The sequence below is a fragment of the Luteolibacter sp. Populi genome (genome assembly GCF_040801775.1).
In the GTDB taxonomy this organism is placed as follows: domain Bacteria; phylum Verrucomicrobiota; class Verrucomicrobiia; order Verrucomicrobiales; family Akkermansiaceae; genus Haloferula.
In genome coordinates, this window is the sequence record NZ_CP161812.1 from 1,448,171 (window position 1) to 1,462,612 (window position 14,442).

Here is a 14,442-nt window from a genome sequence, read left to right on the forward strand (position 1 = left end):
GCAGGGACCTTTCTCCGAAAGGTCCGGCTGGGGACGGCCTGCAGCCCCGCTCCGGTGCCGATCCATAAAAGGACCGCCGCCATCCGCCGGACCGCTCGGAGAGCGGTCCCTGCCTTCTGCGACCTAATGAGATCGACTTGAATCGATCCTGCGGAACCGCGCCGAGGATTCATTTCACCCCGCGCGATCGCGTACTTGCATCTACATCGTACATCCCCCATCACTACGGTCGCGAAACGCCCCCCGACGCCGAATTTCCAAGGATTCGTGCGGTTTCGAACTACCGCTTGACATAAGGGGGCAAAGCGAAAAATTTCCCCCCTTATGAGAGTGGCAAAAACCTACATTCCCCGCCATGTACTCGGTGCCCTCCTGCTAGCCTCCATGGCGGCGCCGGTCATCGCCCAAGAACCCGCGCCGAAGCCACCCGGCCCCGCGCCTGCTCCGGCTACGCCAGCGGCACCTGCCACGCTCAACAAGCTTTTCGACGAGGCGGAGAAAGCCTTCGGTGCCCAGGATTACGCGAATGCCGTCACCAAGCTGCAGGAGCTCCTGAAGGCGCTTGGCAACCGGCAGGACGCCCCGCTGGAGATGCTGAACTTCAATGTCGGCCTGGCCCATCTGCTGGGAGGAAACGCTGCGGATGCGGAGAAAGCTTTCGACGATTGTGCGAAAAAGTTCCCGAAGGGCGAATACACCAGCCGCTGCTGGCTCGGTGTCGGCCGTGCCGCGATCCTCCAAGGAGGTGAAGAGAAGCAGAAGGTCGCGATCGACGCGCTGAAGAAAGCCGCCGCCGATCCGAAGTTCCGCACCGAAGCCGGTCTCTCGCTCGGTCAAGTCTACCTGGAAACCAACCAGACGGACGCGGCCCTGACCGTGTTCCGCAGCCTGATGGGCTCGGACGTGCGCACGCCGCAGCAGACCGCCGCCGCGGTGGAAGTCATCGGCCTGCTGGCCTCGACCGACCAGATGGACGAACTGGTCCACTACCTTGACCGCCTGCTCGGCCAAGTGGGAATCCGCGAGGCGATCGCTTGGTACAGCAACCAGGTGGTCGTGAAGGGCGACGAGATGGTGCAGGGCGAGAAGTACGAGGCCGCGCTGGCGATCTACCGCTCGATCCCGCCGCGCGCGCAGATCCTGGCGATCCAGGCCGCCTCGCTCGAATCGATGCGCAAGGAGCGCGAGCTGCTCGACAAGCGCCGCCTGGCCGAGGAGAAGCTGCCGCTGGGCCAGCGCTCGAACGTTTCCGAGCTGCTCAACATGGCGGACGCTTCGCTCAAGCTCAACGACGAGGCCAAGAAGGCGATCGAAGGGATCGCGGATTTCGACGCCGCGCTGCTGATGCGCCGTGGCCGCTGCTACTACTACATGGATCGCTTCGAGGAGGGGCTGCTGTGCTTCGGCACGATCCGCGAGAAGCACCCGAACGCGACCGACGCGCAGGCAGCCGCCTACGCCGAGATCGTGATCTACAACATGCTGAAGGATAACACCAAGATCCAGGCATTGACCGAACAATTCCTGACCAAGTATCCCACCGCCCCGAACCTCGAGCAGGTCTCGACGCTGGCCGGCGAGGTGCTGGTGCAGACCGGCGACTGGGTGAAGGTGGCCAACTTCTACGCGGATCTGGCCACGAAGTTCCCGCAGTCCCCGAACATCGACCGCTTCCATTTCTACCAGGGCGTGGCGAAGTTCCAGCAGGGCGAGTTCCTGCCCTCCGCGGAGATGTTCGAGAAGTTCATGAAGGACTACCCGAACTCCGGAATGAAGGAGAACGCGATGTACCGCATCGCGATGGGCTACTTCTTCTCCAACAAATACAAGGAGACGCTGCAGTGGTGCCGCGAGTATCTGAAGACCTACCCCGATGGCCAATTCGCGGGGGACATGTACTACCGCCTGGCCTTCATCGACTCCAACGACAAGGAGGCGGATCAGTCCAAGAACATCATCGACAGCCTAACCGGATACCTCGCCAAAAAGCCGGATGATCTGGCCGCGGGCTCGATGCTTAGCCTGGTGGCGGACACCTGGAAGAAGCGGATGACGCCGCGGGAAGGCGAGAAACCCAAGACCCCGGAGGAGATCAAGAATTTCGAGGACGAGGCACTCAAGACCTACATCAAGGCGGTCTGGTCGAAGAGCCCGGACGACGTGATCCAATACGCCATGGACGAGGCGACGACGATCCTGCAGGGCCGCAAGGACTGGCAGGGCATCGCCGACCTCCAGGGCCGGTTCCTGAAGGAAAAGCCGGATCACCAGATGGCGATGATGGCGGCGAACTGGGTCTCCAAGGCGATGAGCCGGCTCGGCAAGCCCGAGGAAGGCGCGCAAGTGCTGGCCGACGTGATGGCCAAGAACATCGGCGATCCGTCCAAGGAACAGGTCGAGTATCTGATCTCCGAGATCGCCAAGAGCCTGGTGCCGCGCGGCAAGCGCACGCCGGAGATGAATAAGGAAATCGACGACAAGCTGGTGGCGATGCTCAACAAGGCCGCCGAAGGCAAGGAGAGCGCTACGACCGCCGCCCGCATCGTGTATGGCCGGGCTCAGCTCGCGACCATCATGCGCGATCCCAAGGCAGCGGAGACCTATCTCAGCGCTCTCGCGGCCGACGAAACCGTCAAGGCGGACGACCTGAGTCCGGCGCTGCTAACCGCCTGCGCGGAGATCCTGCTGAAGACCGGTGATCTCGATCGTGCCGAAGCGATGTTCCGCCGTCTCGCGGACAAGTATGCGGACTCGAGCTTCTCCGACGCCGGTCCGGTGGGCCTCGGCCAAGTGGCCTTGGCGCGCAAGGAGCCGCAGAAGGCGTTTGAGATCTTCGAGCACACGCTCAACAACGTGGCCGGGATGTCGCGCTTCAAGGAAGCGACCTTCGGCAAGTTGCAGGCGCTGTATGATCTTGAGAAATGGGACGACACGGAGGCCTTCGCGATGAAGATCGTGGGCGATAGCAAATCCTTCCGCGGCCGCACGATTCCCAAGTCCTACATGATCCTGGCCCAGGTCCTGCGCCAGAAGGCGAAGAATCAGGACACCCGCGGCAGCATCGAGACTCTCAAGAAGGCGCACGGCTACTACCAGAAGGTCTACACCGCCTACAAGAAGGAGATCGACATCTGCGCCGACGCCTACCTGGCTGCCTATGACACGCTCAAGGAGCTTGGCAGCACGAAGCTCGCCCAAGACACGCTCGCTGCGATGATCGCCGAGCCCAAGCTCAAGGACACCGAACAGGTGAAGAAGGCCAAGCAGCTCCTCGGAGCCAATTCGAGCCCTGAACAATAAATTCCGGCCCCATGAAAAAATCCCAGTCCACCGGCCGGTGCGCCGCCCTCGCTTTCGCCATGCTTTCGCTCTCCGCTCCCGCGCTTCTCGCGCAGGCGGAAGGTACCCGCTTGGTCTTCGTCAACGGCCGTTCGCTGCCGATCGCCAATGTCACCGCGGACGGCGGCAAGTTCACGGTGAAGACCGCAGCCGAAGGCTTCCAAGCAGGCAACTCCTTCACCCTCGCCCAAGTCTCCCACGTTTCCGGCGAGAAGCCGGCGGAGATCAGCAAGGGCATCGGCCTGATGCTGATGGACGAGTCCGCCCAGGCGCTCTCACTTCTGGAACCCGTGGTCAAGGAGCAGCGCGCGAGTGCGACGGTGCCCGGTAACTACTGGCTGGAGGCGGCGCGTGCCACGGTGCTCGCCTACTCGCTCTCCAATGAGCCGGCCAAGGCGGAGACGCTCGGCAAGGAAATCTCCGAGATCACCCCGGAATCGGGAGTGGATCCGACGCTGCGGCTCGGGCAGGCGCTGATGACCCCGCTGACCGTGAAATTCGACGATCGGGTGGCCAAGCTCACCGAACAGATCAACGACAGCAACCCGGTGGAGGTCAGCGCGTATGCGGCCTACTTCCGCGGCAAGCTGCTCAAGAAAATCAACGAACCGGAGCGCCAGGAGGCGGCTCTGATCAGCTTCCTTTCGATCGGCTGCCTCTACCCCGCCAGCGGGTTGATCCTCACCAGCGCCGCGGAAATGAATGCCGCGGAACTGGTCAAGGTGAAGCCCGGCGATTCCGAGAAGCGCCGGGGAGAAGCCCTGGCCTTGCTCACCTCCGCTGCCCGCGGCAGCAAGGGAACCGTTGTCGGCGTCGCTGCCGGCAAAGCTCTGGAAGGCCTAAAATAATCGGCCCTGATGCGTTCTCCGGATGAGCGTGGCAAGGGATTCAAGCCTTGCCCGGCACTGGGAAACAGCCAACGATTGCCCACTCGACGCGATTGCTCTCCATCCTTCACGAAAATCGATAAAACCAGCTACATGAAAAAGACCACCAAGGCAGCCCTTGCCGTCACCCTCCTCGCTACCATGTCCGCGTTCGGTGCGGCAGCCCCAGCGGCTCCAGGGGAAAAAGAGACCCTTCTCAAGCTCTACGCTCAGGGCGGGGTCGTGATGCACTTCCTGCTTCTTTGTTCGATCGCCATGGTCTGGCTGATTATCGATATCTGGATGCGCACCAACCGGCCGAAGATGACGCCGCCGGAAGATGTGGCGACCGCCCAGGACCGTTTCCGCGCGGGTGACTACGTGGGTGCCTATCAGGCCATGAAGGCGGCAGTCAGCCCCTTCGCCGAAGTGGTGCGCGCCGGCCTCGGTTCGGTCGGTCACGGCAAGGATGCCACCGAGGAAGCGCTCTACTCGACGGTGGACAAGGTCAACTCGACCCTCCAGACGCGGATCAATTACCTTTCGGTCATCGGTGTTTGCGCCCCGATGATCGGTCTGCTCGGCACCGTCGCTGGCATGAAGGGAGCCTTCGGCTCCCTCGGCTCGGACGGCCTGTCCAGCGGCGTCGGCGAATTGGCCGGCCACATCGGCGAGGTGCTCGTCGCCACGGCGACCGGTCTGTTGGTCGCCATCCCGGCCTTCGGTGCCTTCTACTTCCTGCGCAACAAGCTCCAGGGTGCGATCCACAACCTGCAGGGCGAGTCCGAGCGTCTGTTCCGCAATGCTCCGTACGAGTATCTCCAGAACACCGACGTGGGCCAGGAAGAGACCTACGCCGCGCTGCCAAACTGGATCGACGCGCCAGAGGGCTGAAGCCGGCCGGCGGATTTGAAATCTTGAATTTCACATCCCGGATTCCGGATTTCAGATCACGATTTCAAATTTTCATAACTTAATAAAACCATGGCCGGAGGAGGAGGAGGCGGAGACGGGGAACCTGAGTTCCAGATTGCCCCGATGATCGACGTGCTGCTGGTGCTGCTCGTGTTCTTCGTCATGATCACTTCCGCGGAAGTGCTGAAGGTCGACAAGGAACTGAAGCTGCCGGTATCGCCCAATGCCAAGAAGAAGGAACCCGAGATGGCCAAGCACGAGGTGGCCGTCAACCTGCGCCTGGACAGGGCCAGCAACAAGGGGATCCTGATCATGGACACGACGACCTACGGCAACTGGGAGGATCTGACCCCGGTGCTCAAGGGCATGGCCGAGAAGGACAAGCTCCTGCGGGTGGTGGTCCGCGGCGACGCCGACCTTCCTGCCGGCGAGATCCAGCGGGTCATGAACCTCATCGGGGAGGCCGGTGTTTCCGACATCGCCTTCGCTTCATCCAACAAGTGACACGCCGATGAAAAAGAAACGCAGTCACCGCCGGAAGCACTCTTCCGAGGTCAACATGGGCTTCCAGATCGCGCCGATGATCGACGTGGTCTTCGTCATCCTGCTCTTCTTCATGGTGAAGGCGGGCGATATCCAGGTCGAGAACGCGCACATCACCAAGTTGCCGGGAACGGTACCCACGGACACGGCCACCGACATGCCGGACGAGATCGCGGTGTTGGTCGAGGACGACGGGCAGGTTTACCTGAACGAGGATCCGCTCGATTCGCCCGAGTCGAAAGACTTGCCGCAATTGACCGGCAATCTGGCGGCTCTCCAAGATAGCGCGGAGGCCACGAAGTCGAAGGTGCTGGTCACCATCTACGCGAATGAACTGGCGAAGTACTCGCGCGTGGTGGATGTTCTGGATGCCCTGACCCGTGCAAAAATCACCAACGTGACCTTTCAGGCCGGCGCTCCCGAGTAGGCTGGCCACCCGTTTTCCACCAAAGATTTCCCCGCCTACCGCGTTTCAGATGCGGTAGGCGGGCACCCGCTTGCCCCCGGCCGCTTCCGGCCTGAAAAAACCGAACTACCCCAGCCATGAGCGATCAGAAAGACGACGACGGCTCGTTTGAATACTACGAAACGCCCGAGGGCGAGCAGCCCCAGGAGTATTACCAAGGGCCGGTGCTGATGGAGCGCAAGAAGCTCAGCGTGTGGCAGCGGATCGGCGGCGGCGCGCTGTCGATCGCGATCCTGGTCCACGTCGTGCTGCTGATTCTCGGCGCCTTCTGGGTCTTCCGCACGATTTACCCGCCGGAAAAGACCGTCGATTTCATGCCGGATGGCGGCGGCGGCGGTGGGGGTGGCGAGCGCGGCATGCAGTACGAGGTGCAGCAGAAAAAGCGCGCGCAAATGACGCCCACCCAGAACGTGAAGCGGGTCTTCGTCGAAGGGGGAGTGTCGGATTTCGCGATTCCCGATCCCGGCGACAATTTCGGCGAGATGTCCACCCTCAGCTCCCTGAGCGGCGGCGGGATGTCCGGCGGCCTCGGCGGCGCGGGTGACGGCAGCGGCTTCGGCAAGGGCAGCGGCGGCGGCAAGGGCGATGGCAAGGGCTTCGGCTTCGGTGGCGGCGGTTCGGGCAAGATGTTCGGCCTGATCCCCGAATCGATGCGCAAGCGCTGCTCGGCGGAGGACCGCCTCGAGCGCCTGCTGGCCAACGGCGGCACCCCGGAGTGCGATACGGCCGTGAAGAAGGGCCTGCAATTCCTCAAGTCGAAGCAGAATTCCGATGGTTCCTGGGGCGACGGGAACAAGGCCTCGATGACGGGCCTGGCCCTGCTGGCCTACTTCGGTCACTGCGAAACCCCGGCCTCCGAGGAGTTCGGCCAGTCCTGCATGGACGGCATTGTCTATCTGGTGAATCTCGGCGCACGGCCCGACAACGACGGCAAGCTCTCCACCCAGCTCGGTGACAAGCATTGGCCCTATGAACACGGCATCGCGACCTACGCGCTCGGCGAGGCGGCGACCTTCTGCAAGGAGCTCAAGATCGACATCCCGAACCTGATGGAAGTCACCGAGAAGGCCGGCCAGTTCATCATCGACAACCAGCACGAGACGAGCGGCGGCTGGGAATACTCCTACGAGAAGGATAACGACCGTGGCGGCGACGTTTCGATCGCCGGTTGGCAGATCCAGGCGCTCAAGGCCTGCGAACACAGCAAGATCAAGTACAAGGGCATGACCGGGGCCATCAACAAAGGCCTCGCCTATCTGGTGAAGTGCCAGGATCCCTCGGGCGGTTTCGGCTACTCCAACAAGGATGCTTCCGGCGGACTGGACTACCACACGCTCACGGGAGTGGGCATGCTCTGCCACCAGATGTGGGGCAAGGGCGGCCAATCGCCGGTCAGGATGGGTGCGGACTACATCAAGACGAAGAGCAAGTTCGACTACAACAGCCAGTTCTGCGACCTCTACGGCCACTACTACGAGTCCCAGGCGATGATGCAGCGCGGCGGCGAGGACTGGAAGTTCTACAACGACATGTTCCGGGACCAGCTCCTGAACAACCAGAACGAAGACGGCTCGTGGAAAGTCCCGGGCGGCGGCCAGAAGCCTCGCGCCGTGGCTGCCAGGTACGTCGACGCCAACAATGAGGGCGTGATCTACCGCACCGCCCTGTGCACCCTGATGCTCGAGGTTTACTACCGCTTCCTGAACTCGAGCGGCGGCGGCATGGGCGGCGGTCGCAAGACGATCTGAGTTCGTTCACAACGGATTTTTCACGAAGGCCCCGGTCATCCGACCGGGGCTTTTGTTTTGGCTCTCCGTCAGGTTTGCTCATGGATCGCGATACGTCTGCCCATGAGGGCGGCGCAGCCGCTTTGGAGTGCGGCGGGCATCGCCGCTTTGGGGCGATTTGGAATGGAGATCGCCGCATTGAATTCGCCTCTGCGCCACCCCGCACGGAACGGTTGACGGCTTTACAAAGGGGGAAAACGAAGGGATGGAGTCGTGACGGCGTTCTCCGGCACGCCGCGCAGGAAAGCGGCGGTGCCCGCCGCACTCCAAAGCGGCTGCGCCGCAAAAGGGGGGCATCGATCCGCATCGGGAGCCTCCTCGAAGAGCTTCAGCAAACCTGACGGAGAGCCTTTGTCTTTGCCAAGGGCCTGATTCCGGGGTGCTTGGAAGCACTTTTCCACCCGTGAAATTCGTTTTAATGCGGGTCCCCCACCCTTTCGCCTAAAGTCCGCAGGTCCGGATCGTTTCTCCCATGGCATCCCATGAGAATCGACGAAGATCTACCGCTTGAGCCCGAGCCCGAACCCGAACCGGTGGTTGTTTACGAGAGGCGGAAAGTCTCGTTCTGGCGCAAGCTGGGCGGCGGCTCGCTGTCGGTTTCGGTGATCGTCCACGTGATCCTGCTCTGCATCGGCGCGGTGTGGGTCTTCAGGATCATTCCCCCGCCACCGGAGAAGAAGGTGGATTTCCTGCAGACAGGGGGCGGTGGCGGCAGTCCGGCCTCGCAGGAGAAAAGCATGCAGAAGCAGCGGATGAGCATGATCCGGCCGAACATGTCGCGGGTCGTGGTCGAGGGCCAAGCCACTCAGATCGCGCTCCCGGACCAGGACGAAAGCTCGCAGATGGCGACCCTCGGCCAGATCGGCCAAGGCGGGATGTCCGGCGGGCTCGGGGGCAGCGGCAGCGGCGGCGGTCGCGGGGATGGCCACGGCAAGGGTTTCGGCAGCGGCGTGGGGCCCGGCAATGCCATGGGCACCGGTTTGGGGAATCCGTTCGGGATGATCGGTGAGAATGAGAATGCCCTCGAAGGCAGCTTCTACGATCTCAAGCAGACCTCGAGGAAGAAGGACTCGGAGATGACCAATGAGAAGATCCGCGACGTGATCTACGAATTCTGCAGCCGCGGCTGGAAGGAGAGCATCCTGGACGACTACTACAAGGCCTCCACCAAGCTTTATCAGACCAAGGTCTACATCCCGATCATGTCCGCGGACGGTGCGCCGGCGGCCTTCAATTGCGAGAAGGAGGTGCAGCCGAGCCGCTGGATCGTGGTCTATCGCGGCGTGGTGACGCCGCCGCGCAGCGGGAAGTACCGCTTCGTGGGTGCCGGGGATGACGTGCTGGTGGTGCGCTTCAATGGCAAGCACGTCTTCGACCACGGCTTCACCTCGGGCACTGCGGGAGTCTCGATCGCAGGCACCGGCATTGATTTCCTGAAGGGCAATACCGAGAACCCGGATTGGGAGAAGAAGTTCCGCAGGGAATACCCGATGAAGATTCCGGTGAAGTACTACGAGTACGATAGCACCCGCAACTGGAACGGTGCGATCGGCGGACTCGCCGAGGGCGCGGAATTCACAGCGGAAGCCGGGGTGAAATACCCCATTGAGATCCTGATCAGCGAGATCCCGGGCGGTCTGTTCTGTGCCTCCCTGCTGATCGAGGAAATCGGCGAGAAGTATGCGGCGAGTCCCAGCGGCGCACCGGTATTCCCGCTCTTCCGGCTGGATAACGAACTCCCGCCGGTCAGCAATGCCGACAATGCCCCGCCCTTCGCCCAAGACGGGCCGGTGTGGAAGCGCCTGCCGGGACGCGGGAAGCTGGGGCTCTAACAGCTCGGCAGGAGACAGGGACCTGCCATGGTGATGCTTCGCGGACGGCTCTTCCCCTGGGAGCGCGGAGCCACCCGGCCCGCAGAACGGTCCCCAATTGCCCGCAACACGGAAAGGCAGGCAGCCAAGCAACCGCGCTCTCCATTACCACCGCGCGATGGATCGCGCGGCTCCGGCTACCTCTGCGGGGCAGAACCTCCGCGGTCCCGGGCGCTGGCGCGTCAGACGGAATTTACTCCCCGCCCCATGTCCGTCCCGCCGGCTTCCTGTCCTTGACTTCGGCCAGCCCGATACGACCGGAAGACCCGACCATGAGCACACGCAAAGCGATCTTTCCGGCAAAACCGCACGCCCTCTACCAAGAGCACGGCTACTCCCCCGCCATTGCATCCGGCGACCTCCTGTTTGTTTCGGGAATGGTAGGTGCCCGGGAGGACGGCACGCCGGAGCCGGAACTCGCGGCCCAGGTCCAGCTCGCCTTCGACAATCTGCAGGGGGTCCTCGCGGGTGCCGGCGGCACCTTCGACAATGTGGTCGATCTCACTTTCTTCCTGGTGGATCCCGAGGCGAGTGTCGGCCTGGTGCTGGAGGCGATGAAGAGGGCCTTTCCCCTTGAGCCGCTGCCCAATGTCACGGCGGTCGGGGTCAACTGGCTGGCGGGCTTCCAAGTCGAAATCAAGGTCATCGCCCGCATTCCGGCGCTGGAAGCCGGATCATCCGGCGACACCGGAGTTAGCTACTAAGCCCACGTCTACTCCACCACGATCTCGTGAACGATCAGCCAGTTCTCCTGCGGCTTGGTCACGCGGATGCGCAGGCTGGTGGTTCCGGCCGGGACGCTGCCCTCAGCGGTGCCGTCGTTGAACCCGGCGATCTCACTCCATTTCGAGCCGTCGGCGGAGGCTTCGAGAACGCCGCTGGCGAGCTTATCGCCGTTTCGACTGGCAGCTCCGCCGGTGACGACCTTGGCCTTGCCGGAAACGGCGACGCGGAAGGTGAGGGTGAGATGATCGCCGGCTTTCAGGGCCCGGTCGGCCCAGAAGAAGGTCTCCGGCTTGCCGTCGTACGCGAATTCCGGCCAGTGCTCCTGATAGATGCCGAGCGAGGTCTGGACCGTGCTGCCATCTTTGGTCTCCCGCTTCGGGGGATCGAGCGGCATGCCGTGTCGGATGCCGGCGGCATCGTAGTGCTTCATGATGCCATCGAGGCGGGTGCGGAAGCCGTTGTAGTCCTTGCGCTCGACCGGAGTCCAGGCGATCTCGGCGAGGGCGGCGATGCGCGGGAAGGCCATGTACTCGACCTTGTAGAAGTCCTTCATGTATTCCGTCCAGAGCTGGCCCTGCACGCCGAGGATGTGCTTGGCCTCGGCCGGGCTCAGGGCCTTCGGCACGGGGTCATAGGAATAGACACTGGAGACCGGACGGAAGCCGCCGATCGCCTCGAAAGCGAGGCCCTTGGCCAGTTCCTCCGCGGCGGGACGCTGGTAGTGGTCGAAGTAGAGGTGGCTGTTAGACGCCATCACGACGTCGTGCCCTTCCTTGGCGGAGGCGATGCCGCCCTGCTCGCCGCGCCATGACATGACCGTGGCCTTCGGCGAGAGGCCGCCCTCGCGGATCTCGTCCCAGCCGACCAGCTTGCGTCCCTTCTTATCGAGCATCTTCTCGACCCGCTTGATGAAATAGCTCTGGACGTCGTGGCCGTCCTTCATCTTCTCCTTCTTCATCAGCTCGCGGACGCGCGGGGATTTTTCCCACTGGTCCTTCGGGGCCTCGTCGCCGCCGATGTGGATGTATTGCGAGGGGAAGAGCGCGCAGAGTTCGGTGAGCACGTCATCGACGAAGCGGAAGGTCTCCTCGGTCGGGGCGAGCGTGTAGTAGTGGACACCCCAGCGGGTCTGGACCTTCGGCGCGTAGCCGGGGATGTCGCTATTGCCGAGTTCCGGGTAGGCGGCGATGGCGGCGGCCATGTGCCCCGGCATGTCGATCTCCGGGACGATGGTGATCTGGCGGGCGGCGGCGTAGGCGACGATGTCCTTGATTTGCTCCTGGGTGTAGAAGCCGCCGTAGCTCTTGCCATCGTCGGAATTGCGGTTGCCGTAGGGCGGCGAGGAATCGCGGAAGCCGCCGACCTCGGTGAGCTTGGGGTATTTCTTGATCTCGATGCGCCAGCCCTGGTCCTCCGTGAGGTGCCAGTGGAAGGTGTTGAGCTTGTGGAAGGCCAGCGAGTCGATGAAGGTCTTGATGTCTTCCACCGGGAAGAAGTGGCGGCCGACGTCCAGGTGCATGCCGCGCCAGCCGAAGCGTGGCTCATCGTTGATCGAGACCAGCGGCATGGGTGCGCCGGCAGGTGCCCTCCATGACTCCGCGCCCTTCGGCGGGAGCATCTGGAGAATACTACGGGTGCCGTACCAAGCACCGGCGATGTCCTTGCCCGTGACCAGCACGCCCTTCGGGGTGACTTCCAGCTTGTAGCCGCCAGGCTTGAGGGGAAGCGAGCTGTCGAGATCGAGCCGGATCTCGGAAGGCAGCATGATGCGGAGTTCCTCCCGGACCGTCTTGGTGTCGGAGCCGGTGCGCTCCTTGATCTCCGCGGCGAAGAGCTTGGCAATGCCGTCGAGCGCCGCATCGTGGCGGATGCCGGTCTCAGGGACTACTTGGAAAGTCCCCTCTGCCACCTTCATCTCCTTCGGCAGCGGGATGATCGTCGGCTCCGCAGCGGCGAGGGAAGAGAGCAAGGCGGTGGCGAGCAGGGCTTTACGCATGGTTCGAAGTTCAACGAATCCCACCCGCCGCAACAATCGGGAAAATGCGAAGTGGATCTGCGATTTGGGGAGTGCCATCCCGGGACATCAGCGAGTGCCTCACGGTCCACCGCCGGGCTGACGACGAGTTCCTCGCGATGATCGAGGACGACTACAAGGCGAAGGTCGTGATGTAACGGATCAATTACTTGAAGGGAGCTGCCGGCTCACTTGTCCGTCGGCTTCGGCGGCTTGGGCGGTTTCACGGCGGACTTCTCGATGAAATCGATCACCATGTCTGCCACCGGCTTGCCGGAAGACTTCTCGATGCCTTCGAGGCCAGGGGAGGAATTCACCTCCATGACCACCGGGCCGTGATTCGAGCGCAGCAAGTCCACGCCGGCGAAATTCAAGCCCATGATCTTGGCCGCGCGAATGGCGACCGAGCGCTCCTCCGGGGTAATCTTGACCTTCTCCGCGGTGCCGCCGCGGTGGAGGTTCGAGCGGAATTCGCCCTCCGCCGCTTGCCGCTTCATCGCGGCCACCACCCTGCCACCGACCACGAGGCAGCGGATATCGGCGCCTTTGGCTTCCTTGATGAACTCCTGCACCAGGATGTCGGCGCGCAGGCCCTTGAACGCTTCAATCACCGACTCGGCGGCCTTGGTGGTTTCCGCGAGGACCACGCCCACGCCCTGGGTGCCCTCCAGCAGCTTGATGACGAGTGGCGTGCCGCCGCACATCTTGATCAACTCGCTGGTGGCATCGGTCGAGTGGGCGAAGCCGGTGATCGGCAGGCCCACGCCCTTGCGCGCCAGGAGCTGCATGCTGCGCAGCTTGTCACGGGAGCGGGCGATCGCCACCGAATCGTTCACGGTGAAGACGCCCATCATCTCGAATTGCCGCACTACGGCATTGCCGTAGAAGGTGTGACTGGCACCGATCCGGGGAATCACGGCATCCGCGGTCAGTTCCTCGCCCTCGATGAACATCTTCGGATTGTGCGCCGTGATGTTCATGTAGCAGCGCAGGTAATCGATCACCCGGACCTCGTGCCCGCGCACCTCCGCGGCTTTGACGAGGGCGGCGGTGCTGTAGAGATTCGCATTGCGCGAAAGAACGAGAATTTTCATGGGCGGTGGCAGCCGGGGAAGTGCGCTTCGAGATCGCGCAGCGCTCCCTCAAGATGATTGCCCTGCGGGTCAATGAGAAAATATCCAGCGAGCGCCTGGCGGCCCAAAAGCATCGGGCTGCGCATGTCGGAGCGATTGGCCAAGGTCACGCGGATCCGCCAGGTGAATCCGCCTGCAAGCATGGCCTCGGTTTCGATCACGTGACGGCGGCGGGAGACGCCGGTGGAGCTTTTGACGCGGGTGGATTTCGTTAGAGGAGCCTCGCAAGTGACGCGCCGCCCGTAGTGGTCGCGGGTGACGAAATAGACCCGGGAGCCGTCCGGCGTGAGCTGGATTTCCTCCGCGTGCAGGCTGGAAGTGCGCGCGCCGCTATCGGTCTTCGCATTCAGCGGCCCGACGCCGAATTCCGGCAGGGCCACCCACTCGCGGCGGCCAAGCAGCAAGCGCGGCATCCCGACCTGCTTCCACGGCAGCCCGAGCTCCCGGGCCACCTGGCCGGAGGGCGCATCCACCAGTTGCGGGGTGGCCTTGTAGCTACGGGGCTTGGGTTTCACTAGGAGGCGGCAATGACGAATGTCGAAGTTCCGAATGCCGAATGAAGTGTGGGAAGAAGAGAAATGCCGCTCGTCGAAAACTTTCGCTGCGGCATCGACAGCTCAGAGGTCGCGGCGTGGAAATTGCCGGCGACGGGTTGGAACGTCTTCCATCGGGAAAGGGCACGCCTCGAGTACCGCAAGCCAATCGGTGTTTGCGGGCATGCGGCGGAAGATCAGAGAGTCTCCGTCCTCATCGAAACTGAGATCAAACCGATCACCCGGTGA

13 protein-coding genes are annotated in these 14,442 nt (G+C 62.9%); 10 read left to right on the top strand and 3 right to left on the bottom strand.

Going from position 1 to position 14,442, the window contains the following annotated elements; genetic code table 11:
* The first annotated feature begins 324 nt into the window (after positions 1–324).
* The 8 genes from ABWK72_RS05700 to ABWK72_RS05735 all read left to right on the top strand — a co-directional run bounded on the left by ABWK72_RS05700 (position 325) and on the right by ABWK72_RS05735 (position 10,491).
* Positions 325–3,300 (top strand): tetratricopeptide repeat protein, encoded by a 2,976-nt coding sequence (locus ABWK72_RS05700; protein ID WP_367873816.1) that lies wholly within the window; start codon positions 325–327, stop codon positions 3,298–3,300.
* A gap of 11 nt (positions 3,301–3,311) precedes the next feature.
* Positions 3,312–4,187 carry a hypothetical protein gene (locus ABWK72_RS05705; protein ID WP_367873817.1) on the top strand — a complete coding sequence of 292 codons (876 nt, stop codon included), beginning with the start codon at positions 3,312–3,314 and terminating at the stop codon, positions 4,185–4,187.
* A gap of 132 nt (positions 4,188–4,319) precedes the next feature.
* On the top strand, positions 4,320–5,099 hold the full coding sequence (locus ABWK72_RS05710; RefSeq protein ID WP_367873818.1) for a MotA/TolQ/ExbB proton channel family protein: 780 nt from the start codon (positions 4,320–4,322) through the stop codon (positions 5,097–5,099).
* A gap of 90 nt (positions 5,100–5,189) precedes the next feature.
* Positions 5,190–5,624, top strand: coding sequence for an ExbD/TolR family protein (locus tag ABWK72_RS05715; RefSeq protein WP_367873819.1), 435 nt, complete (start codon positions 5,190–5,192; stop codon positions 5,622–5,624).
* A 7-nt stretch (positions 5,625–5,631) separates the two neighbouring features.
* Positions 5,632–6,090 carry an ExbD/TolR family protein gene (locus tag ABWK72_RS05720; protein WP_367873820.1) on the top strand — a complete coding sequence of 153 codons (459 nt, stop codon included), beginning with the start codon at positions 5,632–5,634 and terminating at the stop codon, positions 6,088–6,090.
* 116 nt (positions 6,091–6,206) lie between these two features.
* A complete protein-coding gene (locus ABWK72_RS05725) occupies positions 6,207–7,877 on the top strand; it encodes a prenyltransferase/squalene oxidase repeat-containing protein (protein WP_367873821.1) in 1,671 nt (556 codons plus the stop codon).
* Positions 7,878–8,398: 521 nt separating this feature from the next.
* Positions 8,399–9,748 (top strand): hypothetical protein, encoded by a 1,350-nt coding sequence (locus tag ABWK72_RS05730; protein WP_367873822.1) that lies wholly within the window; start codon positions 8,399–8,401, stop codon positions 9,746–9,748.
* A gap of 311 nt (positions 9,749–10,059) precedes the next feature.
* Positions 10,060–10,491, top strand: coding sequence for a RidA family protein (locus ABWK72_RS05735; RefSeq protein WP_367873823.1), 432 nt, complete (start codon positions 10,060–10,062; stop codon positions 10,489–10,491).
* Between the two features lie 8 nt (positions 10,492–10,499).
* Here ABWK72_RS05735 and ABWK72_RS05740 read toward each other — a convergent pair whose 3' ends face one another.
* Positions 10,500–12,509 (bottom strand): family 20 glycosylhydrolase, encoded by a 2,010-nt coding sequence (locus ABWK72_RS05740; protein WP_367873824.1) that lies wholly within the window; start codon positions 12,507–12,509, stop codon positions 10,500–10,502.
* A gap of 44 nt (positions 12,510–12,553) precedes the next feature.
* On the opposite strand from ABWK72_RS05740, the gene ABWK72_RS05745 reads away from it, so the two are divergent.
* Entirely contained in the window at positions 12,554–12,685 is a 132-nt protein-coding gene (locus ABWK72_RS05745; protein WP_367873825.1) for a hypothetical protein, read from the top strand.
* 30 nt (positions 12,686–12,715) lie between these two features.
* Here the strand turns inward: ABWK72_RS05745 and rimK are convergent, their stop codons facing one another.
* Together rimK and ABWK72_RS05755 are read right to left on the bottom strand one after the other, a co-directional pair.
* Entirely contained in the window at positions 12,716–13,621 is a 906-nt protein-coding gene (rimK, locus tag ABWK72_RS05750; RefSeq protein WP_367873826.1) for a 30S ribosomal protein S6--L-glutamate ligase, read from the bottom strand.
* The gene (locus ABWK72_RS05755; RefSeq protein WP_367873827.1) at positions 13,618–14,175 is read right to left on the bottom strand and encodes an ATP-dependent zinc protease; all 558 of its coding nucleotides are present in this window, start codon (positions 14,173–14,175) and stop codon (positions 13,618–13,620) included. The genes rimK and ABWK72_RS05755 overlap by 4 nt, the downstream gene beginning before the upstream one ends.
* 63 nt (positions 14,176–14,238) lie before the next feature.
* Here ABWK72_RS05755 and ABWK72_RS05760 point away from each other — a divergent pair, with 63 nt between their 5' ends.
* Complete coding sequence (locus tag ABWK72_RS05760; protein ID WP_367873828.1) at positions 14,239–14,442, top strand: hypothetical protein; 204 nt, start codon at positions 14,239–14,241, stop codon at positions 14,440–14,442.